24 protein-coding genes are annotated in these 25,479 nt (G+C 68.3%); 13 read left to right on the top strand and 11 right to left on the bottom strand.

What is annotated here, in order from left to right:
• The first annotated feature begins 107 nt into the window (after positions 1–107).
• The 5 genes from LVJ59_RS04115 to LVJ59_RS04095 all read left to right on the top strand — a co-directional run bounded on the left by LVJ59_RS04115 (position 108) and on the right by LVJ59_RS04095 (position 4,177).
• Positions 108–947 carry a DUF3097 domain-containing protein gene (locus LVJ59_RS04115; protein ID WP_232762097.1) on the top strand — a complete coding sequence of 280 codons (840 nt, stop codon included), beginning with the start codon at positions 108–110 and terminating at the stop codon, positions 945–947.
• Between the two features lie 56 nt (positions 948–1,003).
• Complete coding sequence (trmB, locus tag LVJ59_RS04110) at positions 1,004–1,729, top strand: tRNA (guanosine(46)-N7)-methyltransferase TrmB (protein WP_047520389.1); 726 nt, start codon at positions 1,004–1,006, stop codon at positions 1,727–1,729.
• Positions 1,726–2,586, top strand: a complete 861-nt coding sequence (locus LVJ59_RS04105) for a CPBP family intramembrane glutamic endopeptidase (protein ID WP_232762096.1) — start codon at positions 1,726–1,728, stop codon at positions 2,584–2,586. The genes trmB and LVJ59_RS04105 overlap by 4 nt, the downstream gene beginning before the upstream one ends.
• 58 nt (positions 2,587–2,644) lie before the next feature.
• Positions 2,645–3,037: a DUF1304 domain-containing protein gene (locus tag LVJ59_RS04100; RefSeq protein ID WP_232762095.1), complete on the top strand. Its 393-nt coding sequence runs from the start codon at positions 2,645–2,647 to the stop codon at positions 3,035–3,037.
• A gap of 63 nt (positions 3,038–3,100) precedes the next feature.
• A complete protein-coding gene (locus tag LVJ59_RS04095) occupies positions 3,101–4,177 on the top strand; it encodes a DNA polymerase IV (RefSeq protein WP_232762094.1) in 1,077 nt (358 codons plus the stop codon).
• 42 nt (positions 4,178–4,219) lie between these two features.
• Here the strand turns inward: LVJ59_RS04095 and LVJ59_RS04090 are convergent, their stop codons facing one another.
• The 3 genes from LVJ59_RS04090 to LVJ59_RS04080 are packed head-to-tail and all read right to left on the bottom strand — an operon-like array spanning position 4,220 to position 6,143.
• Positions 4,220–4,621, bottom strand: a complete 402-nt coding sequence (locus LVJ59_RS04090; RefSeq protein ID WP_131492176.1) for a RidA family protein — start codon at positions 4,619–4,621, stop codon at positions 4,220–4,222.
• A 56-nt stretch (positions 4,622–4,677) separates the two neighbouring features.
• A complete protein-coding gene (locus tag LVJ59_RS04085; protein WP_232762093.1) occupies positions 4,678–5,655 on the bottom strand; it encodes a zinc-binding dehydrogenase in 978 nt (325 codons plus the stop codon).
• Between the two features lie 26 nt (positions 5,656–5,681).
• Positions 5,682–6,143: a MarR family winged helix-turn-helix transcriptional regulator gene (locus LVJ59_RS04080; RefSeq protein ID WP_374199029.1), complete on the bottom strand. Its 462-nt coding sequence runs from the start codon at positions 6,141–6,143 to the stop codon at positions 5,682–5,684.
• Positions 6,144–6,291: 148 nt separating this feature from the next.
• Between LVJ59_RS04080 and LVJ59_RS04075 the strand changes: the two genes are divergently transcribed.
• The gene (locus LVJ59_RS04075) at positions 6,292–7,959 is read left to right on the top strand and encodes a SulP family inorganic anion transporter (protein ID WP_232762091.1); all 1,668 of its coding nucleotides are present in this window, start codon (positions 6,292–6,294) and stop codon (positions 7,957–7,959) included.
• A gap of 36 nt (positions 7,960–7,995) precedes the next feature.
• Here LVJ59_RS04075 and LVJ59_RS04070 read toward each other — a convergent pair whose 3' ends face one another.
• From LVJ59_RS04070 to LVJ59_RS04055, 4 genes are all read right to left on the bottom strand, one after another.
• Positions 7,996–8,667: a GAP family protein gene (locus tag LVJ59_RS04070; protein WP_232762090.1), complete on the bottom strand. Its 672-nt coding sequence runs from the start codon at positions 8,665–8,667 to the stop codon at positions 7,996–7,998.
• Complete coding sequence (locus tag LVJ59_RS04065) at positions 8,667–10,346, bottom strand: SulP family inorganic anion transporter (RefSeq protein WP_232762089.1); 1,680 nt, start codon at positions 10,344–10,346, stop codon at positions 8,667–8,669. The genes LVJ59_RS04070 and LVJ59_RS04065 overlap by 1 nt, the downstream gene beginning before the upstream one ends.
• Before the next feature lie 131 nt (positions 10,347–10,477).
• Entirely contained in the window at positions 10,478–11,620 is a 1,143-nt protein-coding gene (locus LVJ59_RS04060) for an AI-2E family transporter (RefSeq protein ID WP_232762088.1), read from the bottom strand.
• A 73-nt stretch (positions 11,621–11,693) separates the two neighbouring features.
• The gene (locus LVJ59_RS04055) at positions 11,694–12,527 is read right to left on the bottom strand and encodes a mechanosensitive ion channel family protein (RefSeq protein ID WP_232762087.1); all 834 of its coding nucleotides are present in this window, start codon (positions 12,525–12,527) and stop codon (positions 11,694–11,696) included.
• Positions 12,528–12,671: 144 nt separating this feature from the next.
• Here LVJ59_RS04055 and LVJ59_RS04050 point away from each other — a divergent pair, with 144 nt between their 5' ends.
• Together LVJ59_RS04050 and LVJ59_RS04045 are read left to right on the top strand one after the other, a co-directional pair.
• Positions 12,672–13,763, top strand: coding sequence for a DUF998 domain-containing protein (locus tag LVJ59_RS04050; protein WP_232762086.1), 1,092 nt, complete (start codon positions 12,672–12,674; stop codon positions 13,761–13,763).
• Between the two features lie 32 nt (positions 13,764–13,795).
• Positions 13,796–16,342 (top strand): LuxR C-terminal-related transcriptional regulator, encoded by a 2,547-nt coding sequence (locus tag LVJ59_RS04045; protein WP_232762085.1) that lies wholly within the window; start codon positions 13,796–13,798, stop codon positions 16,340–16,342.
• Between the two features lie 29 nt (positions 16,343–16,371).
• Here LVJ59_RS04045 and LVJ59_RS04040 read toward each other — a convergent pair whose 3' ends face one another.
• A complete protein-coding gene (locus LVJ59_RS04040) occupies positions 16,372–16,815 on the bottom strand; it encodes a DUF6325 family protein (RefSeq protein ID WP_232762084.1) in 444 nt (147 codons plus the stop codon).
• 4 nt (positions 16,816–16,819) lie between these two features.
• Positions 16,820–17,206: an SHOCT domain-containing protein gene (locus LVJ59_RS04035; protein ID WP_047520406.1), complete on the bottom strand. Its 387-nt coding sequence runs from the start codon at positions 17,204–17,206 to the stop codon at positions 16,820–16,822.
• 160 nt (positions 17,207–17,366) lie between these two features.
• Here LVJ59_RS04035 and LVJ59_RS04030 point away from each other — a divergent pair, with 160 nt between their 5' ends.
• From LVJ59_RS04030 to LVJ59_RS04015, 4 genes are all read left to right on the top strand, one after another.
• Positions 17,367–18,494, top strand: a complete 1,128-nt coding sequence (locus LVJ59_RS04030) for an AI-2E family transporter (RefSeq protein ID WP_232762083.1) — start codon at positions 17,367–17,369, stop codon at positions 18,492–18,494.
• A gap of 98 nt (positions 18,495–18,592) precedes the next feature.
• Entirely contained in the window at positions 18,593–19,024 is a 432-nt protein-coding gene (locus tag LVJ59_RS04025; protein WP_232762082.1) for a DUF6325 family protein, read from the top strand.
• A 3-nt stretch (positions 19,025–19,027) separates the two neighbouring features.
• Positions 19,028–19,387, top strand: a complete 360-nt coding sequence (locus tag LVJ59_RS04020) for an SHOCT domain-containing protein (RefSeq protein ID WP_232762081.1) — start codon at positions 19,028–19,030, stop codon at positions 19,385–19,387.
• 58 nt (positions 19,388–19,445) lie between these two features.
• A complete protein-coding gene (locus LVJ59_RS04015) occupies positions 19,446–20,810 on the top strand; it encodes a hypothetical protein (protein WP_232762080.1) in 1,365 nt (454 codons plus the stop codon).
• Between the two features lie 30 nt (positions 20,811–20,840).
• Here LVJ59_RS04015 and LVJ59_RS04010 read toward each other — a convergent pair whose 3' ends face one another.
• Both LVJ59_RS04010 and LVJ59_RS04005 read right to left on the bottom strand, forming a co-directional pair.
• Positions 20,841–21,794 (bottom strand): HAD family phosphatase, encoded by a 954-nt coding sequence (locus LVJ59_RS04010; RefSeq protein WP_232762079.1) that lies wholly within the window; start codon positions 21,792–21,794, stop codon positions 20,841–20,843.
• Positions 21,795–21,874: 80 nt separating this feature from the next.
• Positions 21,875–23,782 (bottom strand): heavy metal translocating P-type ATPase, encoded by a 1,908-nt coding sequence (locus LVJ59_RS04005; protein WP_232762078.1) that lies wholly within the window; start codon positions 23,780–23,782, stop codon positions 21,875–21,877.
• A gap of 98 nt (positions 23,783–23,880) precedes the next feature.
• On the opposite strand from LVJ59_RS04005, the gene LVJ59_RS04000 reads away from it, so the two are divergent.
• Positions 23,881–25,476 (top strand): DHA2 family efflux MFS transporter permease subunit, encoded by a 1,596-nt coding sequence (locus LVJ59_RS04000; protein ID WP_232762077.1) that lies wholly within the window; start codon positions 23,881–23,883, stop codon positions 25,474–25,476.
• Positions 25,477–25,479 lie beyond the last annotated feature (3 nt).

Below are 25,479 nucleotides of genomic sequence, written 5' to 3'. Positions count from 1 at the left end.
CGGCAGCCGAGCCCCATGCGTCGAGTCTATGCACTGACTACGACACGCGACAGCACTGGAGAGCGGTTCGCCGTTCGCCGTCAGCGGAGGCACATACGCTGGAAGGCATGGACGACATGTACGGTTCGGATGTGCTGGCGACCGGCTGGCGCGACCGCGGCGCCAAGCAGGTGCCACAGGTCGCGGCGGAGGCTGATCTGGTCGTCGAGGTCGCCGATGACGGGTTCTGTGGCGCCGTGACACGCGTGCAGGCGGGAAACGTCGAATTGGAGGACCGACGCGGACGCCGCAGGCTCTTCCCGCTCGGCGGAGGATTCCTGATCGACGGTGCCCCCGTGCGGCTCATCAGCCCGTCCGCCCCCGCACAGGGCCGCCGTCGGACGGCGTCCGGCTCCTTCGTCGTCGCCGATCAGCGGGCGCGTGTCGCCTTGCCGAGTCGCATCCTCGTCGAGGGCAAGCATGACGCCGAACTGGTCGAGAAGGTCTGGGGCGCAGACCTGCGCGTCGAGGGTGTCGCCGTCGAGTTCCTCCAGGGAATCGACCTCCTCGACGATCTGCTCGCCGCCGAGCCGCCGACGGCGACGCGACGCTATGGCGTGCTGGTCGACCACCTCGTGCCGGGATCGAAGGAGACCAGGGTCGCCGAGGCGATCGCGCGCGGCCCGCACGGGCGGCACCTCCGGATCGTCGGGCATCCCTTCGTCGATGTCTGGCAGTGCGTGACACCGCGTGCCCTCGGTATCGCGAAGTGGCCCGAGATCCCGCGCGGCACCGATTGGAAGACGGGGATCTGCCGTGCTCTCGGCTGGCCGTACGAGGCGCCGGGCGACACCGGACGCGCGTGGCAGTACATCCTCTCCAAGGTCACGACGTATCGGGATCTGGAGCCCGCGCTGCTCGGTCGCGTGGAAGAACTCATCGACTTCGTCACCGCCCCCGCAGAGTGACAGAGGTGCGGTCCGCGTGCGCCGGCGGACCCGAGCACGGCGACTACCCTGGAATCATGCCCGAACCCCGTACCTTCCGAGACGAACCGGTGTCGTTCGTGCGCCGCAGCGGTCGGATGTCCGAGGCGCAGGAGCGCGCCTTCACCGAGCTCGGACCGCACTACCTGCTCGACGTCCCGCGCGACGTCGCCTGGACCTCGGTGCACCCGGAGGCGCGTCTCGATCCTGCGGCGGAGTACGGTCGCGACTCCGACCTTTACGTCGAGATCGGCTCAGGGCAAGGGCACGCGATCGTCGCGGCGGCGTCGTCGCGCCCGCAGGATGACTTCCTCGCCGTCGAGGTGTTCCGCGCGGGGCTCGCCCGGACCATGCTCGATGCCGACCGTGAGGGCGCACGCAATCTCCGTGTCGTCGAGGCGAACGCGCCCGAGGTGCTGTCGTCGTACCTGCCCGAGGGGGCGGCACGAGAGGTGTGGATCTTCTTCCCTGACCCCTGGCACAAGAAGCGGCACACCAAGCGTCGGCTCGTGCGGCCGGGCTTCGGTGACACCGCGGCGAGAGCGCTGCGTGATGGCGGTCTGCTGCGGCTTGCGACCGACTGGGAGGACTACGCGCTGCAGATGCGCGAGGTGCTCGATGCCGAACCCCTGTTCGAGCGCGCGTTCGACGGCGAGTGGGCCGAGCGTTTCGACGGTCGCGTCATGACCGCCTTCGAGCGCAAAGGCATCGCCAAAGGGCGCGATATCCGCGATCTCGTCTACCGGCGCCGGACCCGCCCATGACCGAGGCGCGGACCGCGGCGGCGACGTGGCCCGGTATCGTCCCCGCGGGGCTCGTCTGCGCCGCAGCTCCTGCCTTCTTCGTGGCGGAGATCCCGCGGCTCGGCTGGGTGCTGCTCGCTCTGGGCCTTGGTGCCGCCTGGGTGATCGAACGCCGTCGGCCGTCCGAGAGCCGGATCGTGAGCGGGGGAGAGCAACGCCCCCCGTCGCTCGTCCGCGACCTCTCCCTGATCGCGGTCGGTCTGCTGATCGTCAGCATCATCCCGTTGGCCGCCGAGTTGGACAACCTCGCGATGCTGCGGTTCACGCTGGCTCTCGGCGGCGCGGTGGCCGTGCCCTACGTCATCTCGCGTTTCGTGTACCGCGACCGTGCGATCAGTTTCCCTTGGCGGACCCATCGTCGATGGGGGAGGCTCCAATGGGGATGGCTGGTGGCGGTGCTCGTCCTCGGCTGGCTGATCCTCCCCTTCTACTTCATCACGAGCGGCGTCTATCAGAACTGGCCCGTGGTCGACACTCCCGACCTCATCGCGCGGCTCTTCGTCGGAGTGGGCGCGGTCGGCATCTGGGACGAGCTGTTCTTCATCTGCACGGTGTTCGCCCTGCTCCGTCGCCATTTCCCGAACGTGATCGCGAACCTGCTCCAGGCCGTCGTGTTCGTCTCGTTCCTGTGGGAGCTGGGGTACCGGGAGTGGGGTCCGCTGCTCACGATCCCGTTCGCGCTCCTGCAGGGATACATCTTCCTGCGCACCCATTCGCTCGCGTACGTGGTCACCGTGCATCTGCTGTTCGACGCCGTCGTGTTCGCAGTGCTCGTCCACGCGCACAACCCGGGGCTGCTTCCGATCTTCCTGGTCTGAGCACGCGCGGAGACCTCGCGGGCTTGCTGGGTGAGCTCTCGGACGAGAGAATCAGCCCATGCTCATCGTCGGTCTCGTCCTCGCCGCAGCTGCCGCTGCGTTCCATGTGTTCATCTTCGCGCTCGAGTCGCTGAGGTGGACCGAACCCGAGACCAGGAAGATCTTCGGCGTCGCCAGCGAGGCGGACGCCGTCACGATGAAGCAGCTCGCCTTCAACCAGGGGTTCTACAACCTCTTCCTGGCGCTGACGACGTTGCTCGGCATCGGTCTCGTGATCGTGGGAGCCGCGACGGTCGGTCTGACCCTGGTGTTCGCGGGCACGGCCATGATGCTCGCCGCCGCGCTCGTCCTGGTGCTCGCGGACCGCACGAAGGCTCGCGCCGCGACGATGCAGGGGGCGCTACCTCTGCTCGCCGTGATCGTGACTGCGATCGGCGTCTCGATCTCCTGACGCGCGCCCGGGGTCGCCCGGGAACGGGGTGACAGACGCTCTCTCACGCGGCACACTCGTGTCATGGCCGACTGGGTGCTGCACGTGGACATGGATCAGTTCATCGCCGCGGTCGAGGTGCTGCGGCGGCCAGAGCTCGCCGGACGCCCGGTGATCGTGGGCGGACGGGGGGATCCCACCGAGCGAGCCGTCGTGTCGACCGCGTCGTATGAGGCACGTGCCTTCGGCATCGGCTCGGGGATGCCGCTGAAGATCGCGGCACGCAAGGCCCCGGAGGACGCCGTGTTCCTCCCGGTCGATCACCAGGCGTACGAGATCGCCTCCGCGGACGTGATGGCTGCGCTTCGTGCTCTGCCGGAGGTCGTGGTGGAGGTCGTCGGATGGGACGAGTGCTTCCTCGGTGTGAACACGGACGACCCCGAGAGCGTGGCGCGGGCTGCGCAGGAGGCCGTGCGTGAGGCGACGGAGCTGCACTGCTCGGTCGGCATCGGCGACAACAAGGTGCGCGCCAAGATCGCGACGGAGTTCGGCAAACCCCGAGGGGTCTTCCGGCTCACCGAAGCGAACTGGTTCGACGTCATGGGCGACAGATCGACACGCGATCTCTGGGGCGTCGGCTCGAAGGTGCAGAAGCGTCTGGCTGCACGTGGCATCTCGACCGTCCGGGAACTCGCGGACGCCGAGGAGGCGATTCTCGTCGAGGAGTTCGGCCCGCGGATGGGGGTCTGGTATCACGGACTCGGATCCGGTCAGGGGCCTGCCGTCGTCGATGACACGCCGTGGGTCGCTCGCAGCCACAGCCGGGAGACGACCTATCAGCAGAACCTCACGACACCGGACCAGATCGAGCGGGCCGTTCGCGAGCTCGCCGTCCAGGCTTTCGACGACTGCGCCGCCGAGGGCAGGCCGGTCGTGCGTGTGCATCTGAAGGTTCGTTACGCGCCCTTCGAGACGAAGACGCTCGGTCGGAAGCTGCCGGGTGCGACCGAGGATCGTGAGGAGTTCGTGGCGGCGGCTCTCGCGCTGGCGGCGACCCTCGACGCCGAGCGCGAGGTCCGTCTTCTCGGTGTGCGCGCGGAGATGACGATGCCCGATGCCGCGGCCGACACGGGGCGTACGCCGGTCCGCGGAAGGATCTGACTCCTCCTCCGGGTACGGCGGCTCCGATCGACGGACTCCGGGTCAGTCGCGGATGACCGCGGCGACCGCGCTCACCTCGATGAGAGCCCCGGGGACACCGAGGCCCGCGACGAGGGCCGCGGTGACCAGGGGCGGGGCGCCGTCTCTGGCGAGCCTCGACGCGACGGCACCGTAGGCCGCGCGGAGATCCGCATCCTGACGGATCAGTACGGTCCAGCTGATGACGTCGGCGAGTCCGGCGCCCGCCGACTCGAGGGCGATGCGGGCGTTCTCGACGGCGCGGAGAGACTGCTCCGCGGCATCCGTGGATACGACCGCGCCGGTCGTATCCACACCGTTCTGGCCACCGACGTAGATCGTGGTCGCACCCGGCGGCACGACGGCGACGTGACTGAAGGCGGGGCTGGCGACGAGCCCTTCGGGCTGCATGAGGGTGATCTCCATGGTCACACTCTGCCTCGGGGAACCGACATTGCCGGCCCCGCCCTCGGATCGCGGGATCAGAAGCGCAACAGCACCTTGCCGACGCGCCCAGGGGTGTTGCTCGCCTGCACCGCCGCGCGGATGTCTCCCGCGTCGAAGGTTCCCGCCACGGGAAGCGTCAGGCTGCCGTCGCCGACCCGCTGGATCAGCTCACCGAACAGCTCGCCGCGCACGCTCGGGTCGAGCTGCGGGATCACCTTGCTGCCCCAGAAGCCCTTCACCGTCGCCTGCTTGAAGATCACGTCGGAGGAAGCGATCTCCATGGTCGGAGAGTTCATCGCCCCGAAGGCGACGAGAGTGCCTCCCTCGGCAAGGAGCGAGAGGACGTCTCCCGCGGAGGACCCGCCGACCGAGTCCACACCGGCGACGATGGGTGCTCCACCGGTGATGTGCGCGACCTGCTCGCGCCAGTCATCCTGATCAGTGGCGACCACGCCCTCGATGCCCTGCGCCCGCAGCTCCTCGACCCCTGCTCCGCGGCGGACGAGGCCGAGGACGCGGACGCCTCGTGCGGCTCCGAGCTGCGCGAGCATCCGACCGACGGCGCCGTTCGCCGCGTTCTGCACGATCCACTGGCCCGGCTCCACGTCGAGGAACCGCAGCAGGGCGATCGTGCTGAACGGCATCGAGACGAGCTGCGCGGCGCTCTCGTCCGAGAGCGAATCGGGAACCGCGATCAGGCCGGCCGCGTTCGCGAGGAAGTACTCCGACCAGGCGCCGAATGTGCCGCCGGTGGCGACCCGCTGACCGATGACGAGGTTGTCGACGCCGTCCCCGATCGCGTCGACGACGCCGAGCGCCTCGGTGCCGGACGCCGCGGGGAGCTCGGGCGTGAAGCCGTAGGTGCCGCGGACCGTCCACAGATCGTGGTTGTGGATGGGGGAGAGCACCGTCCGGAGGCGGACCTGGCCCGCGCCCGGTTCCGGGAGGGGGCGGTCTTCGATCCGGAGGACCTGCTCGGGATCGCCGAACGTCTGGTGGATGAGTGCGCGCATGGGGTTCCGTTCCTGTGTGAGTGAATTCAACGAGGGTCGTCCGTGTCGACGGACGTGGCGAGGCCGGCGGTCACCCGCTGGAGTCGGTCGGTGATGTCGCGCAGTTCGGTGATGAGCGCGCGGCGGTGATCGTCGTCGCGGAGACCGGCGGCTTCGGCGACGGCGGCATGAATGGGCGCCACCTCCGCACGAAGCTCGCTCCCTCTCGCGGTGAGCTGCACCGTCACGACACGCTCATCGGTCCGGCTGCGGGATCGCTCGACGAGACCGGCCTGTTCGAGGCGTCGCACGAGTGGCGAGAGCGTGCCCGAGTCGAGGCGCATCACCTCGCCGAGCGATCCGATGGTCTGCTCGCCGTCGAGCCACAGCGCCGCGAGCACGAGGTACTGCGGGTAGGTGAGTCCCCAGGGCGCGAGCAGCGCCCGATACGCCTGAGTGGTGGCGCGGGCAGCGGAGTACAGCGAGAAGCACACCATCTCATCGGTCATGGCCATATGGTATATGCTTGCACACAAGTCAGTTGTGCACAACTTAATCGGTGCACCGCCCCACCCGCGGCGGGTGAGGATCCTCGAGTCGACCACGGTCGGTCGCAGTACGCTCGGGTCATCGGACCGCCGGAGGCAGGTGAGCGCAGTGAGAAGACCGTCGTGGTTCTTCAGCACGCTCGAGGGCTACCAGCACCGCTGGATCGCGCGCGACGTCATCGCGGGACTGTCGGCGGGGGCTGTCGTGATCCCGCAGGCGATGGCCTACGCGACGATCGCCGATCTCCCCGTCCAGGTCGGTCTGTACACGTGCATCCTGCCGATGCTCGTCTACGCGTTCCTCGGCGGCAGCCGGGCGATGAGCGTCTCGACGACGTCGACGATCGCGACTCTTACCGCGACGACTCTCGTCACCGCGGGCGTGGCCGCCGGTGCCGATGACGCCATCAGCTCCCTCATGATGCTGACGCTTCTCGTCGGAGTGACCCTTCTCCTCGCTCGGTTGTGTCGACTCGGGTCGCTCGTGGAGAACATCAGCGGTGCGACGGTGCTGGGGCTCAAGATCGGCGTCGGCGCAACGGTCGCCGTCGGGCAACTGCCCAAGCTGCTGGGCCAGAGCGAGGACTTCTCCGGACATGGCTTCTTCCGGTCGCTCGCGGCCGTCGGGCACGCTCTCGACAGCGTGAACTGGCCGACACTGGCCCTGTCGGTCGGTTCGATCGCCGCGCTGCTCGTCCTGAAGCTCGTCGCCCCAAAGATCCCCGGAACACTCGTCGTCGTGGTCGGCGGCATCCTCCTCGTCGGGCTCGGGGGCATCGATGAGCTCGGCGTCCGCCTGATCGCGCCCGTCCCGAGTGGGCTCCCCGTTCCCGGCATCCCCGACCTCGCACGGCTCCCCGCGTTGCTCCCGGGTGCTCTCGCCATCGCGGTCATGGCCTTCCTCGAGTCCGCAGCGGTGGCTCGGAGCCTCCGCGCGGCGACCGATCGTCAGGTCGACAGCGACCAGGAGCTTCTCGCGACCGGGGCGGCGAACACGGTCGGCGCGTTCTTCGGCACCATGCCGGCGGCGGGAGGGTTCTCGCAGAGCGCCGTCAATCGGAGCGCGGGCGCCGCGTCGCAGCTGGCGACGGTGGTGACGGTCGCGCTCGCCCTCCTCGTGTCGTTGTTCCTCGGCCCCGTGCTGAGTCTGTTGCCGGAGGCGACCCTGGCGGCGATGGTCTTCGTGGCGGTCGCAGGACTCATCGACATCCCCGAGCTGGTGCGGTGGGCACGGATCAGTCGGGTGGACTTCTGGGTCGCCCTGTCCGTTGCTGTCCTCGGGCTCACGGCAGGGCTCCTCCCGGCCGTCGCGGTCGGAGTCGTCGTCACCCTGATCCTCGTGCTGCGCGAGTTGAACGTGCCGAAGGTGCGCGTGGTGGGCAGGAACGACGGGGTGCTCGGTGTCGACCTCGAACGGGGGCTCTACACCGCCAACGCGCTGGTCAACGAGCGCCGCGTGCTCGAGCTCGTCGATCGCGAGAGCGAGCCCATCCGCGCGCTCGTGCTCGGGCTGCGACAGCAGGAAGTCATGACGATCACGGTGCTCGACGCCCTCGAAGATCTTGATCGCGAGTTGGCGCAGCGCGGTGTCTTCCTGCACCTGGCTGCGCTTCCGGAACCGGCGACGGCGGTCGCGGAGCACACGCCCTGGTTCCTGCGGCTCTCCGCCGCTAGGCGGGTGCATGTCTCCGTACGAGACGGGATCGGGTCGATCGCCGCGACGCACACGGATGCCGCGCTCGACGCCGTGCATCCCGAACCCGACGAACCACGCTGACCATCGGTCTCACGTTCGCCGGGTGCGGGACATCGGTCAGAAACTGCCGATGCCTTTTCCGACCATCGACATCCCGATCACCAGGAGCAGCACCGCCATGATGACCGTGTTCTCGGTGGCGAGCCAGCCGCGCAGGGCGTTCAGAGGCGCTCGAAGCCGGTCTGCCGCGATGAGGTAGCCGATCACCGGAACGAGCACCGTCGAGGCCGCGATGAGCGTGTAGACGACCACCACGAGGACCGTCGAGCCGACGGGAAGAGCCGCAGCGCCGATGTCGGTGCCGGAACCGGCCGCCATGATGAGATTCTTCGGATTGACTGCGGAAAGCAGGAAGCCGAGTCCGAAGGCGACCGGGAAGGTGACCGTGTCGATCGCCTTCATCCACTTCGGCAGGGCCGCCTCTTCGCCCGCTTTCGGACGTTTGCGCCACTGTCCGAAGGCGAGCACGAAGAGGAGCACCCCGAGCAGGAGCTGCACGACGCCGCGGATCGGACGGGGAGCGTCCGGGTCCTCCTCCGGGAGGATGGAGAACAGCAGCGTGAAGACCGTCACCGCCACGACGATGCCGATCACCCACCCGAGCAGGAAGCCCACACTCGTGACGCGCGCCTTCGGCGAGAGCAGCATCAGGATCGCCGCGATGATCGGGATCGGGCTGATCGCCACGCCGAGGGCGAGCGGGAGGATCTCTCCGATGACGGTGCCCATCAGTGACCTGCTTTCCTTGAGGACGTGGGCTCCGCCGACGACGGGGCCAGTCGGCTGATCGCGGCGCGGTTGGTCGAGAAGACCTCTTCCGTGTCGAGCAACCCGAGACTGGTGAGACGGTGCAGCGTCTTCGGGCGGACTCGGCTGTACGCGAGCGAGATGGATTGCGACGCGAGCCATTCCTTGAGCGCGGTGAAGGACTCCGCTCCGGTGACGTCCACATCGGTCACGGCCTCCATGTCGACGACGAGGTGGTGGACCGAGCCCGATCCGGCCGAGCGGATCGCCTCCTTCACCGCGGTGGAGAAGACGGCGCCGTTCGCGAAGAACAGGGGGGCCGCGAGACGGATCACGATCACGCCCGGGGCGGTGACGTTCCCGGCGGGGGCGTCCTCGAGCAGGGACTCGCCGGGGTCGCCGCTGGATTCCAGGACATCGATCGCCGGATGCGAGGCGCGCTTGGCGAGGTTGATGAGCGCGAGCATGAAGGCCACCAGGATGCCGGCGATCGAACCGACGAAGAGCGTGGTGAGGAAGCAGGTCGCCCCGATGAGGAACTCGAACCGATCCTTGCGCCACAGATCGATGAAGTCGCGCACGCCCAGAAGCGGGATGATGGCCACGCCCACGATCGCGCCGATCGCGGGGGAGGGGATGTCGGCCAACAGTGCCGTGCCGAACAGGAGGAGCAGCAGGGTTCCCGCCGCGAGGATCAGAGCGGGGAACTGTGTGCGGGATCCGGCCTGATCCATCGCCGCGGTGCGGGAGGTCGAGGAGCCCACCGCGAAGCTGCCCTGCGCCCCCGCGGCGACATTGGAGATGCCGATCGCGAACAGGTCGCGGTTCGCGCGGAACGGATAGCCGTGTTTCTCGGAGTAGGAGCGGGAGACGAGCAGACCCTCCGCTGTCGTCACCAGTGTGAGCGCGATCGCGGAGGGCACCAGCGCGAGCCACAGCGACCAGTCGATCATGGGCCAGGTCAGCACCGGCGGCCCCGCGGGAACCTCACCGAGCACATCCACCCCTCGCTGATCGAGCCCGGTCAGGACGACCACGAGCGTGGTCACGACCAGCACGATCAGCGCCCAGGGGACCGCACGCAGGAAGCGGCGCCCCAGCAGCAGGACGGCCACCGAGCAGACGGAGATCAGGACGGCCCAGCCGTTGAGGGTCGTGAAGCCTCCCACGAGATCGGCGATCTTGCCGGTGAACTCCTTCCCGGAGTCGATCTTGACGCCCAGCATCTTCGCGACCTGGCTCACCATGATGTCGAGCGCGAGGCCGCCCACGAAGCCGACGAGGATCGGCTTCGACAGGAAGTTCGCCAGGAAGCCGAGCTTGAACACGGCCAGAAGCACGAACATCACCCCGCAGATGATCGCCTGCGCGAGTGCCAGGGTGGCGTAGTCGGCGCTGCCCGCGGCGGCGAGACCACCGATCGACGAGGCGACGAGCGCGGCGGCCGCGGCATCCGGAGACGCGACGAGCTGGCGTGAGGAGACGACCAGGGCATACACGATCGTCGGCACCACGAGGGCGTAGAGCCCCGCGGTCGGCGGGAGACCGGCGATCTGTGCGTAGCCGATGTTCAGAGGGATGGCGATCGCGAGCAGTGTCACACCCGCGGTCAGCTCGGTCACGAAGTTCCGCCCGGTGAGCCCCGCGAGTGGTCGTTGCACGTCGCCTCCCTCAGCCGCACCCGGTCGGGCGCGTTCGCGTCCCCCATCCCAGCCCGGGAAGACGGCGGCCACAACCAGGCCCTAACCTCCCCCGGGTGATACCCCGCCGGAGTGGATCGGGGCGCGGGAGGTCAGACGCTGCGTCGAATCCGTCGCCGCAGACGGCCTCGGGGCTGGGGTGCCGGCTCCGGCTCGGAAGCCGCGGGCACGGCCGTGCGATCCCCGGAGAGCCAGCGCACCCAGGTAGTCCCCGGATCGCCTTCGAGCACCAGTGCGCGTGCCAGCAGGGTGAGCGGGATCGAGAGGATCGCGCCGAGGGGCCCGATGATGAACGTCCAGAAGATCACCGAGAAGAAGCTGAGCGTGAGGCTGAGGTCGACCGCGTCGCTGACGAACTTCGGCTGCACGAGAACCTGGAGCACCACATTCACGACGCAGTACACGACGACCACACCGAGGAGGAGCGGCCAGCCGCCGACCGCGTACGCGAGGATCGCCGGGGGGACGAGTCCGAGGACGAATCCGATGTTCGGGATGAAGTTCGTCACGAACGCGAGGATCGCCCAGACGACGGGTGCGGGAACGCCCATCCACCACAGCGCCAGGCCATCGATGACCGCGACGATGGCGCCGAAGGTGGCGTTGACGATGTAGTAGCGACGGATTCCGGAACTGAGGTGGGTGATGCGCGCGATCACCGCACCCTTCGAAGCGCCGAAGAGTTCGGGCGCCTGCCGGTATCGTGCCGCGTCGGCCGCCATGAAGATGATGTAGGCGCAGACGAAGAACAGCGCGGTCGCGACGCTGAGCACGGTGCCGCCGATGCTGCGCACGAGGCCGAGCAGAGTGGTGGGATCCAGCACGGAGGCTGCCGCATCCGAGGCCTGCTCGTCCAAGCCCAGGGCCTGCAGCCAGGCGATGAACTCGTCGGCGGTGTTCGCCAGGCCTCCTTCCGAGACGAGATCGCCGACCAGCCGTGCGAACTGCGTACCGGCGAGCCAGAGCAGGGCGCCCATCGCCAGAAGGATCAGGTAGGCGACGACGATGACGACGGTCGTGCTCGCCCACCGTGACCATCCGCGGCGGTCGAGCGGGCGACGGAGCGGTTCGCAGATGATCACGATCACGATCGCGAGAGCCAGCGGTCCGAAGATGTCGCGCACGAAGTACACGCCCGCCAGCGTGACCACGCTCGCCGCGAGTACCAGGAGCACTCGAAGACTGGGGGAGAGCATCCGATCGGCGGAGCCCCCGGGCGGTGATGAGGTGGTCACGCGGCCAGCGTAGCCGTCGCTCGCGGGTGATCGCGCTCGCCTCGCGGATGGCACCGCCGACGGATGCCGGCGCTCAATAGGGCTCGGGAGGGACGAGGGGCGGCGTGCTCTGCTCCGGTGCCACCACGCTGCGCAGGCCAGCCGCTTCCAGTGCCTCGGCCACTGCGCGCACGGTGTCGGAGACGACCGTGGCGCCGTGCAGCGGGTGATGCCAGATCTGGAGTTCCAACATCCATCGGGTCGGGGAGACTGAGCTGATGCGCACGCCTGGGCGCTCGCGCGTGTGCACACCGTCGACGGTGGCCGCCGCGTCGGTGATGACCCCGATCACCTCGTCCAGATCGAGGTCGTCGGACCGCGCGATCCTGACGTCCAGCGCGCTTCGACGCGCCCCGTGTCGGGAGTTGTTCACGAGCACGCCGGTGAGCAGCGCGGCATTCGGCACGTGCACCGTGCGCCCGTCCACCGTGGTGAGGATCACCGCGCGTCCGTTGAGCTCCTGCACCTTGCCGCGGATCTCCCCGTCCGGGCCGTCGATCGCGATCTCCTCGCCGATCTTCACCGACTGGCGGGACTGGATCAGGACGCCCGCGGCGAAGTTGTCCGCGACACCTCGCAGCACCAGGATCAGGACGACGACCGCGATGGCCGTCATCGCCAGCAGCGGCTGCACGTTCGCGCCGAGGAAGGCCAGGCCGACCCCGATGCCGACCAGGAGCAGTGCGTACTGGGTGAATCGCGCGGCGAGCTGCGCCACGGAGTCCGAGATGCCCGGTGTCCGGGTCGTGAGTTTGAGAACGCCTTTGCGCGCGAACCGTGACAGCAGCCACCCGACGAGCACCGACAGCACCGCCAGCCCGATCTGCAGGGCGGAGAGGCCGTCGGGGAAAAGGTCCTCCCAGGTCACGATCGCGGCTCCTTCAGGCTCGTCCGGGTCGTCCGCCTCATGCGACAAGGATGCGCCGACCCGGTCGCAGCGCGTGCGCCGCGGTCACCCCGCGCGGGTGAGCCCGTCGGTGCGGTGGCGTGCGACCGCCAGGACACTGGGCCCATGTCCACGACTCCGCCGACACCGGATCTGCTGACGGCCGCACGCTCGCGCGGAGCGACGAGGGAGCGTGCGCGGGAGGCCATCGGGCTCCAGATCTCGATCTTCGCCTTCATCCTCGCGGCACTCGTCGCCCTCCCCGTCTTCGGTCTGCGTTCAGCGCCGATCTCCGGCCCTGACTCGCTCGGCCAGTTCGTCGCACTGATGTCGGCGGTCACGGCGATCGTCGTCTTCGTGCTGGGGCGGATCATCGCGGCCGATCCCGCGCGGGAGAAGCGGCTCGGCGTGCTCGACATCATCGACATCGCGGCTTTCGCGTTCGCCCACGCCATGATCGCGCTGCTCGGATGGACGCTCGCGGCGACGATCATGGAGCAGGGACTCCTCGGAGCCGTGGTGTATCCGATACCCGTGCTGATGCTGGCCGGAGCCGCCGCGGCGCTCACCGCGTACGTGACCTACTACTCCGCGACCCACCTCGATCTGCAGCTGTTGGCGACGGTGCTCGCCGTGTTCCTCGTGCTCGGAGTCCTTGCGAGCATGCTCACCGCGAGCGATCCGCAGTGGTGGAAGGAGAATCTGAGTGCCCTCGGCATGACCGACGATCTTTCGGCGCGCGCCTTCAATCTGACGTTGATCGTCGCCGGCATCCTCGTGACGACGCTGGCCCGCTACGCCACGCGGGGCATCCCGACCACGCATCCACGCGGAGTGGTCGCCGTGCGGACGTGCCTCGTCATCGTGGGAATCTTCCTCGGCCTCGTCGGCGTGTTCCCCGTCGATCAGCACTTTGCGCTGCACACGGGCGTGGCCTCGGGCATGGTCGTCGCGTACGCCGTGCTCGTGGTCGCCATCCGGCGATGGATCCCCGGTGTCTCCCGCACGTTCGTCATCCTCGGCTACGTGTTCATCCTGCTGATCCTGCTGCTCTCGGTGTTCTTCGCCGTCGGCTACTACACGCTCACCGCGGTCGAGCTGGTGGCGGGGACGGTCGTCTTCAGCTGGATCATCCTGTTCATCCGTACGGCGGATGCGCTCAAGCGCGACGCGGAGCGAGAGGCTTCGAACGGCGACACTCGACGAAAGTCACCTTGAAGGGCTAACCGATACGCCAGTACCTTGGTGCCATGTCGCCCCCCGTACGCTCGACGACGCCGGGACCGACGGTGCGTTTCCGACCGCCGGCACCGCAACCAGGCGCCATCCGTCGCGAACGCGTGAGCGACGCGCTCGAGGCGGCAGCGGCGGCGGACTCGCTTGTCGTGGTCAGTGCCCCCAGCGGATTCGGCAAGACCACTGCCGTCGCTGACTGGGCTTCCGGGCTCGAGCAGGTCGCCTGGTTGGGCCTCAGCTCGTTCGACTGCGATCCGTCGCGGCTGACGCAGGGAGTCGTGCACGCCCTGCTGGTCGGGGCCGAGAGAGCAGGGCGGTCGCTCGCCATCTCTCGGGACCTGGACGACCCGAGTCACGCCTACCAGGAGATCTGCAGCGCCTTCGAGGGCGTCGACGACCGCGTGCACCTGATCATCGACGACGCGCAGCGCGCGGGGGAGGACTGGCGTCGGGGTCTCCTCGGCATGCTTGCGGAGCAGGGGCCGGACAACCTGCGGATCATCCTCGTCGGCACGACGCTGCTCGAGGTCACGCTCTCCCGGCATCGGATCACGCATCCGGACGCCTTCGTGGGAGCGGAGACCCTCAGCTTCACGGAGCCGGAGGTGGAGCGTCTGCAGGCGTCGGTGGCGAACGGTCTCGCCGCCGACACGATCTTCGAGGAGACCAGGGGCTGGCCGATCGCCGTCCGCCTGATGATGATCGGTGGAGCTCGACCGGACTCCGTGGCGCAGAGCGCGTCCGGCTTCCTCGGCGCCTACGTCCGCGAACATGTGCTCGGCGCATTGCCACCGGGCGTGGCCGACTTCGTGCTCGACGCGAGCGTCTGCGGCGAGCTCACGCCGGAGCTGGCCGCTGCGGTCACGGAGCGTCCCGACGCGGCCGAACTCCTCGAGACGTGCGTGCGGCTCGGTCTCTTCCTCGACCGGTTCGACGGTTCGCACGGAGTCGTGTACCGCTGGCACGCCTCGTTCGCACGACAGTGTGCGGAGATCGTGCGGCTCGATGCCGTGCGCGCCGCCGCCTGTCATCGCCGTGCGGCGAGCGCGCTCGAGGCGACCGATCCCATCGCATCGATCGCGCATTCGCTCCGCGCAGGGGAGTCCGTGACCGCGAGAGACACGTTGCTGCGCCATTGGCTCGGTCTCGTCGTGGGGACGAGTGCCGCCGAGGTCGAGCGCACGGCGGTGGAGATGCTGCATCGAACCCCCGACGACGCGCAGGTCCTCCTCGTCCGCGCCTGCGCGAGTGACGTGTTGGGTGACCATCGTGTGGCCCGCGAGCTGTTCCGCCGCGCTGAGGCGACGGTGGCCCGGACGTGCGAGGGAGCGGAACCCCCGGTCCTGCTCATCGCCCGGCTGTTCATCGCGGATGAACGCACCGAGGTCGCGGAGGCGAGCGCCAGAGTGCGCCGGATGCTCCTCGAGGGGGATTCGACCGAACTCGGGGATCGCGCGGCGCTCAACTATCTCCTCGGCTGGACCGAGATTCGTCATCGCGGCAACCCGATGATTCCGCTGGAGTACTTCTCGGTCGCCGCCAGGGAGGCGCAGACCTCCGGTGACCGCGAACTGGCGAAGCGTTCGCTCGGGCATCTCGCATTCGGTCAGACGTGGGCTGGCCGTTTCACCGACGCACGGGTGTCCCTCGCCGCCGCGTACGACGTTGAAGACGCCACCCTTCCCTGGAGCACCTATGCCGGAGGGAGTGCAGCGACGGCCTCAGGCTATGTCGCGTACTGGTCGGGCGAGTTCGCCGAGGCGATCCGGGAGTTCGGCACGGTGATCGCCAACGGGGGTTCCGACCGATCCTTCACGAGCGTCGCGCGCATGATGACCGCCTACGCAGCGGCGGAGACGGGCGACGTCGCTGCGTGCCGTCGTGCGGCGATCGGCATCCAGGACATTCCCCTCGAGGTGATCCACGGCATCTCCTGGCCGGCATTCCGTGAGTCGTCGGTCGCTCTGCTCGAGGAGACGGTCGGGCGTCAGGATCGGGCGATGCGGATCGCCAGGAAGTACATCCAGTGCCCGGATCTCCCCGTCGTCAACGTCGCGCTCGCGGGCGTCTTGCGTCGGGCCGGTGAATACTCCGCGGCGCTGGAGATGCTGCGCTCGCTTCGGCAGTTCAGCGAGATCTCCTACGTGAAGTCGGCGACACTGATCACGGCTGCGGTGCTGCGCCGGCAGGGTGGTCATCACGACGAGGCGCACGATCTGTGCGAGGCGGCGGTCGCCGTCGCCTCCGGCGAGAACATCCGGCTTCCCTTCGGGCCTCGCGAGACGGCGGTGCGCAAACTGCTGGGCGAACACGTCCACTTCGGCACGCAGTTCGAGGATTTCATCGGACGCTGCCTCGCGAACGATGCCGCCGGTTCGCTGGTGGAGACGCTCTCGGAGCGGGAGCGGGATGTCTTCCAGCAGCTGCAGACCGCGCGGACGCTGCACGAGATCGCTCGAGAGCTGGCGGTGTCGATCAACACGGTCAAGACGCACCAGAGGGCGATCTATCGCAAGCTCGGGGTGTCCTCGCGGCGCGAGGCCGTGCGCACCACGGTCTGAGCTCCCACGCACCCGGCGACGCGGGACGCTCAGTGGTGCTGCAGGGCCGTGGCGAGAATCGTGTTCGCGATCGCGGCCGGAATCGGTTGCATCGCCAGGATGCTGTTCCCTCGTCGATCGACGTCGCGGGAGAAGCGCTCGCTCCACGTCGGCTCGATGAGCATCAGCGCCGCGACGGTGCCGACGGGAAGGTGCGAGGCGAAGTGCCGCGCATCGTCGTCGCCGATCAGGCCGGGGGTGTCGAGTCCGAGGCCGGCGAGCGCGAACTCGTCGGCGTCGATCTCGATCAGCCGCCACTCGTCTCCATGCAGTCGATGGAGGATCAGGAAGTCCAGAAGGCGGATGGCTCCGCTCTCCACCTGTCGAAGCAGAGCCTCCAGGATGTTCGGGCTGAGGCGGCCGTCCTCGAGGCGCACGACGACGAACTCGACGTCGCCGAGCGCCTCCAGGGTCACACCGACCGCCTCAGGCACGATCTCAGCTCAGTGCGCGTGCCTTGATGGCAGCGAACTCATCGGGGGTGATGGTGCCGGCGGCGAGGAGCTTCGACGCTTTGTCGATCTCATCGCTGGGACTGGAACCGGCGACGCTGCGGATGTAGGAGTCGGCAGCCTGCTGCTGCTCCTTGTATGCCGAAGCGCTGCGTTCGCCCATGCCCCTGCCGCGCGCGATCAGGTAGACGAGGGCTGTCAGGAAGGGGACGAAGATGAGGAAGATGATCCAGACGGCCTTCCACCAGCCGTTCAGGGCGTGGTCCCGGAACAGGTCCGCCACGATGTTGAAGAGCACCATCAGGTAGGAGATGAACACGAAGACCCAGAAGAACCACCAGATGATGTCCCAGAAGCTTGTCCAAATCGACACTTCGGACCCCTTTCGTTGAGTTACTGCGTACCGCGATAGTGACAGCGCGACCGGGAGGGCGGGGAGCTCGCTCACCCCTAGCGGGCGACCCTCGCACGGTCACCAGGAACGGGTGAGGCGGTGGGCGCTCCGTCGGAACCTCGCGCGTAACGTGCACCGTGTGGACGAGACGGAGCCGGTGACGCACACGGAGCGGGAGAGGGGTCGACCCCTGTCCCGCCTGCAGCTCATGCTCCCGGCGAAGCCGTTGCTGTCGGGGTTCACCGTCGCCGTGGGGGTCCTGCTCGCGATCGCCCTGGCGGCGACGATCGCCGGCGTCTCCACCGTTCTCATCTCGATCTTCCTGGGGATGTTCCTCGCGCTCGGACTGGATCCGGCCGTGCGCGCTCTCGAACGCCGGAGGATGAGCCGTGCGGCCGGTGTCGCGGTGGTCGCCGCCGTGTTCCTGGCCGTCGTCGCCGTGATCCTCCTCGTCCTCGTTCCGATGACGATCCGACAGGTCTCCGCCGCGATCGAGGCGGCACCCGAAACCATCGCGGCGATGCAGCAGAGCGAGTGGTATCTGGCACTGGAGGCGAACCTCGGTGTCGACCTCTCGGCCGTCGTCGCCGAGGGCATCCACTCGATCACCACGCTGTCTTCCTTCCTCGCGATCTCCGGAGGGGTGCTGAAAGCGGGTTTCGGCGTGATCGGAGCGGTGTCGAGCTTCATCATGGTGGTCGTCCTCACGCTGTACTTCGTGTCCTCCTTGCAGAGCATCAAGGGCGCCGTCGTCTCCCTGGTCCCGCTGTACCGGCGGGCTCGATTCGCCGACGTGCTGGAGGAGATCACGCGGTCGGTCGGGGGAGTGGTCTCCGGCGGCGTGACGCTCTCGATCATCAACGCGCTGGTCGTGCTCGTGATCCAGTTCGCGGTCGGCTCGTCCATCCCCGCGGTGATGGCGATCGTCGCGTTCTTCGTCACGCTGGTCCCGATGATCGGGTCTCTGGTCTTCCTGGTCATCGGCAGCGTCGCGACGCTGTTCGTCAGCCCGCTGGCCGCGCTGATCTTCGCGATCGCGTACCTCGTCTACATCCAGGTGGAGGCCTACGTCGTCACGCCACGTGTCATGGGCAAGGCGGCCGCGGTGCCCGGGGTGCTCGTGATCATCGGCGCGATGATCGGCGCCACCCTCCTCGGACTGCTCGGCGCGCTCGTGGCGATCCCGCTGACCGCGTCGATCCTGATCATCGTCCGCAAGGTGTGGATCCCGCGCCAGAACAGTCAGACCGAGCCGCCGGACGGCTGAGCGCTCACCCGGTTGGGGTGAGAAAGCGGACCTCCGCCTCGACAGCGATGCAAGCATGAGCGCACGGTCCGGTTCGTCACCGTGAGAAAGGACAATCCATGAATGACTTCCGATTCGGCCCCGCCGAGTTCTACCTCGTCGGGTTCGAAGGAGAGCGTCCCGACCCGGCGACGTTCCGGGCACTGACCGACCTCATCGACAGCGGTGTCGTCCGGTTGCTCGACTTCGTCGTGTTGTCGAAGTCGGCGCGTGGTGAGGTCGAGATCGTCGAGCTCGACGACGATGACGGCGATCTCGGGCTGGACGACTTCCAGCCGATCGCCGCAGGCCTCGCCGGTGAGGAGGACGTGGAGGCGCTCGCTGCCGCCCTCGATCCGGGGCAGTCCGCCGCCGTCGTCGTCCTGGAACTCACGTTCGCCCGCGCTCTGGCGCAGAGCCTCGCGGCCGCAGGCGGGCAGGTGCTCCGGAGCGAGCGCGTCCCCGCTCCGGTCGTGAACGCCATGATGGACATCCTCGATCAGGAAGGTTAAGACATGCCAATGAGAAGATTCGGCCGCCCCGGACTGATCGGGCTGGCAGCCAGGACAGCCGTCGTGGCAGGAACGGCGTCGGCCGTGGGCGGTGCCATGTCTCGGAACCAGCAGCAGCGGGCCCAGGGACAGTACGAGCAGCAGCAGTACGAAGCCGCCCAGCAGCAGGCGCAGATCGATGCGGCTGCGCAGAACGCCGCCGCACAGTACGCCGCTGCACCTGCACCTGCAGCAGCGGCACCCCCGGCGGCGGCGGCGCCCGACGACATGGTCGCGAAGCTGCAGCAGCTGGCAGCGCTCAAGGACTCGGGTGTCCTCTCGCAGGAGGAGTTCGTCGCGGCGAAGCAGAAGCTGCTGAGCTGACGATCGGGGCGTGCGCCGGACCCGGCACACGAAGGGGCGACACGGAGGAGGACGCCGCGTGAGCGAACTGGAGGATCTGCGCGCCCGCGTTCTTCTGCTCGAGCAGGAGAACGAGGCGCTCAAGAAATCGCCGGCGGAGAAGCAGCGCCGGCGCCCGGTGGCGAGAAGCATCGTCGCGGGGATCGTGCTCGCCGTCGCCGTGTTGATGGCACCGATCGCGGCGATGGGCACGTGGGCGCGCCTCCAGCTCGTCGATGCCGACAGGTTCGTGGCGACGTTCGCGCCTCTGGCCGAGGATCCCGACGTTCAGGATTTCGTCGCCGACCAGGTCAGTGCCGCCATCCACGAGCAGGTCGACCTCGACGCGGTCGTGGGCGAGGTCTTCGACGGCTTGCGGGAGCTGGACCTTCCCCCTCGCGCGTCCTCCGCCCTCAGTCTCCTGGAGGCGCCGGCGGCCAGCGGGCTCACGTCCCTCGTCGACAACGTGATCCATGACGTGGTCGCCTCCGACCAGTTCGCCGACATCTGGGCGCAGTCGCTGCGTTTCAGTCATGAGCGTGCCGTGGCGATCATGCAGAACAGTCCGGACACCGCGCTTCAGCTCGCAGACGACGGCGTGCTGTCGATCGATCTCGGTCTCGTGGTCGAGCGCGTCAAGGCGGTGCTGACGGAACGCGGCGTCGGATTCGCGGACCTGATCCCGCAGATCGATCGCTCGATCCCCATCGCGCAGGCCGATGCTCTGGTGCTGGTGCGGACGGTCTACCAGATCGCGGTCGCCGCGGGCTTCTGGCTGCCGTGGGTCGTGCTCGGCCTGGTGGTCGGGGGGATCCTGATCGCCCGGAACCGCCCGCGTGCGTTGTTCTGGACCAGCGCGGCGCTCGCCGTGGCGTTCCTGCTCCTGTCCGCGGGGATGGGGATCGGCCGGGTGTTCTTCATCGGTGCGGTCAGTCCGTCGATCATGACGGCTGCCGCGGCCGAGTCCCTCTTCGATCAGGTGACGTCCTTGCTCAGTTCGACGATCGCTGCGCTGGCCTTGGTCGGCGTCCTGGTAGCCGTGTGGGCTTGGATCGCCGGGTCGAGCCGCAGCGCCGTCGCGCTTCGGGGCGCGTCGGCGAGCGGGTTCGCTGCGGTACGGAACACCTGGGAACGGCGAGGCGTGTCCACGGGACGCTTCGGCCTTGCGATCGACCGATTCCACGGTCCGATCGTGATCGCCGGCATGGCCGTCGCGCTGCTCATCCTCATCATGACGCGACCGGTCTCGTTCGGTTCGGTGGTCGGAGTATCGGTCGGTCTCGTGGTCTTCCTCATCCTGGTCGAGCTCGTGCGTCGTCCCTCCACCGCGACGGACGTTCTCGGGGAAGAGGGCATCGACGAGGAAGTGGCCGCACCGGATGCCACCGTCTCGACGACCCCCTGAACAACCCCACCGAGAGTTCGGCCCGCAGGCTCAGGATGCCTGCGGGTCGCTCGTCGACGAGGGGAACACGGTCTCCCAGTCGTCCTTCACGCTGACCACGGTGTAGCCCTTGTCCGCAGCGTCCGCGAGCACCCTCTCGGCACCGGTGTCGTAGGGCGTGTCGCCGCGTTCCGGGTCGTCGTGGTGGACAAGGAGCGCGAATCCGGGCCGCGGTCCGCGGCGCGCGAAGTCCATCATCGCGGCGTCGCCGTTGGAGTTTCCGCCGACGAACAGGGGGCGCCGACCGATACGGGTCCAGATCCGGATGGGCTTCTCCGGGCCGTCATCGAAGAAGGCCAGGGACGGCGAGTAACGAACGGTCGCGTCCGTGTCGTCCCAGGCGAGGCCGAACGCCGATCCGACGACGCGTTCCGGTGGGATGCCGTAGTTCGCCTGCGTCATCGGGCGCATGAAGTCACGCTCGCCGCCCGACACGATGTAGCACGTGAAGCCGTGCTGCTCGAGGTAGCGGAGCAGTTCGACCATCGGCTGATAGACGGTCTCGGCGTAGGGACGCTTCAGGGTCGGGTGCTGTGCGACCTCGTAGAACTCGGCGACCGATCGGGCGTAGTCCTCGACCCTCATCCCATCGGTGAGTCCGACGAGAGCCTGGATGATGACCTTCAGGTCGGAGTCGTCTCCTCCGTAGTGCTTGTCGATCGCCGTGCCCAACCAACCGAAGTCGCCGCTCACCGCAGCGAGGTACGGCTGCCGCGCGGCCAACTCGGGATCGCGCTCAGCGGCGGCGCGCCACTGTTCCACCACGTAGTGCAGTTGCGTGATCATCGGCTTCTCGGACCACAGGGTGCCGTCGTTGTCGAACACGGCGACCCGTTCCTCGACCGGCATCGCCCCCGGGCCGTCGGCGACGGAGGCGACGAACGCCTCGATCTCGCGCCGTGTGCGGGTGTCGCGCCACGACGGCAGGGCGGCGTTCTCTGTCATCTCGGATCCTCACGTCTCGATCGATCGGCGGTTCGACAGCTCCATGCTGGCATCCCGCGAAAGCGTGAAGAGGCTGCCGGTCACCCCTGTCGGGTGAGACTCGGCGGTGCAGCGGGAGTCTCCTGCACTGTCGTGGGCGGAAGGGATGAGGTCGGACCGCTGAGCGCGCGGAGCGCGTACAGGATGGTCGCGAGGTCGACGAGTTCCTGGACGAGAGCCCCGGCCACCGCTGGAATCACGCCCGTCATCGCGACGAGCATGAGCCCGACGCTCAGTCCGATGCCGATCCAGATCGCCGTGAGCGCGACGCGCAGGGTGTGGCGGCCGATGGAGAGTGCGTCCACGACTTTCGCCAGAGAATCGACGAGGATCACGACATCGGCGGCGTCGCCGGCGGCCGTCGCTCCTTTCGCTCCCATGGCGATGCCGATGTCGGCGGCGGCGAGCACGGGCGCGTCGTTGACCCCGTCGCCGACCATCATCACCGGCCGCGGGTGGAGTTCGGCGGCCAGACGCACCTTCTCCGGAGGAAGCAGCTCCGCGTGGACCTCGGATATCCCCACCTGATGGGCGACGGATTCCGCCGTCGGACCCACGTCCCCGGTGAGCATCACGATCCGGTCGACGCTGTTCCCGCGCAGCCAGGAGACGACCGATCCCGCCTCCGGTCGCGGATGGTCGGCGAGCACGAGGACGCCGGCGAAGCGACCGTCGACGCACACATACGCGGCGGCCTGGCTCACGTCGAGCGTCGCGCGCACCGTATCGGGCGCGTGGGAGGAGACGTAGGCCGGTTTGCCGACCACCACCACCCGCCCGCCGATACGGGCGACCACACCGTTCGTCGCCTCCTCGCGCGCTTCGTCGGCGGAATGGAGGGGGAGACTGCGCTGCTCGGCCGCCCGTCGGATGCCCTCGGCGAGGACATGTGTCGAGTACTGCTCCGCCGAGGCGGCGAGCTGCAGGAGTTCGTCCGCATCGAAGCCGTTCGTCGGGCGCACGTCGACGAGCTCCGGTCTGCCCTGCGTGAGGGTGCCCGTCTTGTCGAAAGCGGCCGACCGCACGCGCGCGATCTGTTCGAGGACGGCACCGCCCTTCATGATGACTCCGGCCTTCGCCGCGCGCGACAGTCCGCCGAGGAAGGCGACGGGAGCCGCGATCAGGAGCGGGCACGGCGTGGCGAGCACGAGCACCTCGGCGAACCGTGTCGAGTCGCCGGAGATCGCCCATGCGGTGCCGGCGAGCACGAGCGACACCGCCGTGAACGGGATCGCGAAGCGGTCGGCCAAACGCACGACCGGAGCATGGGACGCCTCCGCTTCGTGCACGAGTGCGACGATCTGCTGGTACTGGCTGTCCGCGCTCGTGCGAACGGCTTGAATGCGCACAGCTCGGGTTCCGTTGATCGCCCCGGAGAGCACCTCTCCGCCGGCCTCGCGGGTCACGGGCATGCTCTCGCCGGTCAGCGAGGACTCATCGAAGGTCCCCGTTGTGGTCAGGAGGGTGCCGTCGACCGGGACGATCTCGGACGGTCGCACCAGGAGGACGTCGTCTACGGAGACCTGATCCACGGGAACATCCCGGACATCATCCGATTCCGTGGTCTCCGGATTCACGAGCACGTGGGCGATGCGCGGGGAGCGATCCAGCAGCGCGGACAGGTCGCGTTTCGCGCGGCGTCCGGCGAAGTCCTCGAGAGCCTCTCCTCCCGAGAGCATCAGCACGATGATGAGGGAGGCGATGTACTCGCCGACCGCGAGCGTGGCGACCATCGCGACCACCGCCAGGATGTCGAGTCCGACGTGACCGCGGAGCACGTCGCGCACCATCCCGACCAGGGTCCAGGCGACGAACACCGCCACATAGCCCGTCGCGATCCATCGGCCGAGGTCCGCCGTTCCGCTCGCGTGGAGGACCAGCACGCCGACGAACACGAGGACGGTGATCGTGATGGCCGGATAGCGCCACAGCAGGGGAAGAAACCTCATGCCTCAGCTTCCCGCGAATCGCTGCGCGGTGCCACTGATGGATTCATGTCGAGGGCTTGGCGTCCCAAGGAGCGATTTAGCTAACTAAGCTAGCGATTATGGATCGATACGCGCGCTGGCGCTGGCTCGGACTCGTCTTCATCAGCATCGCGGTCTCGCTGATCATCGTCGACTCGACGATCGTCAACGTGGCCATTCCCGCGATCGTCGAGGATCTCGGCATCACCTCGACCGAGGTGCAGTGGGTGCAGGAGTCGTACACCCTCGTGTTCGCGTCGTTGCTGCTCGTGTTCGGCAGTCTCGCCGATCGCTTCGGGCGGCGTCGGATGATGATCATCGGGGTCGTGGTCTTCGCGACCGCGTCGGTGTTCGCCGCCCTCTCACCGGGCGGGGGGATCCTGATTCTCTCCCGTCTGGTGCAGGGCGTCGGTGGGGCGATGATCCTGCCGACCACGCTCTCGATCATCAATGCGACGTTCCGCGGGAAGGAACGAGGCATCGCGTTCGCCGTCTGGGGGTCGACGATCGGAGGCATGGCGGCCGTCGGTCCTCTCCTGGGAGGATGGCTGACGACCGCCTACTCGTGGCGTTGGGCGTTCGGCATCAACATCCCTCTCGGCATCATCATCGTGATCGGCGTGCTGCTGACGGTGGCGGAATCTCGCGGTGATCGCGTCGCCAAGATCGATGTCGTCGGCGCACTGTTGTCGATCGTGGCGATGGGCAGCCTCGTGTTCGGCCTCATCGAGGGGCGCTCCTACGGGTGGTGGCTCGTCGACACCCGGCCGCAGGTGGGCGAGTGGGTCTGGCCGTGGGAGTTGTCGCCGATTCCGCTGTTCTTCGCCATGGCCGTGCTCGCCGTGGTCGCGTTCATCCTGTGGGGCCGATACCGCGGACGCACGGGACGCTCGACGCTCCTGGCTTTGCGGCTGTTCTCCATCCCCTCTTTCCGCAACGGGAACATCGCGGCCGCCGTCGTGTCCTTGGGTGAGTTCGGCATCATCCTCGCGCTCCCGCTCTGGCTGCAGTTCGTCCTCGGGTTCGAGGCCGTGCAGACCGGACTGCTCCTGCTCGCGCTGGCGGGCGGATCGTTCCTGGCCAGCGGCGTGGCAGGTGCGTCGAGCGGGAGGATCGCGCCCGTGTGGGTCGTGCGCGTCGGACTCCTCGCGGAGATCGTCGGTGTCGCCGGGGTGGGTTTCGTGATCGGACCCGACGCCACGTGGGGACCGCTCGTCCCGTTCCTGTTCGTTTACGGGCTCGGGGTGGGGCTCGCCACCGCCCAGTTGACCGGGGTCGTGCTCGCCGACGTGCCGGTCGCGGATAGCGGGGCCGCATCGGGCACGCAGTCCACATCCCGGCAGATCGGTGCCGCGCTCGGTGTGGCGGTGCTCGGCACCGTGCTCTTCAGCAGTACCGCGGGCATCCTCGCCTCGTCGCTCGACGAGCGAGGGATCCCCGCCGCGCAGCGGGACCAGATCGTGTCCGCCGTGGTCGACAGCGCCGGGGCGGCGATCAGTGGGCTCGAGTCGAACCCCGCAACCGCGAGTGCCGCGGAGGATGCGAAGGTCGCCTTCTCCGAAGGGACTCGATATGCGGCATGGACGGCGGCGGGCTTCCTTGCCCTCGGACTGTTCGCCACCGTGTCCCTCGGATCGACAGCGGTGCGCAGCCGTCCGGAAGAAGAGAAGGTCTGACGG

The sequence above is a fragment of the Microbacterium sp. KKR3/1 genome (assembly GCF_021272365.1).
Lineage (GTDB): Bacteria > Actinomycetota > Actinomycetes > Actinomycetales > Microbacteriaceae > Microbacterium > Microbacterium aurugineum.
This window is presented reverse-complemented; position numbering and strand designations above follow the sequence as displayed.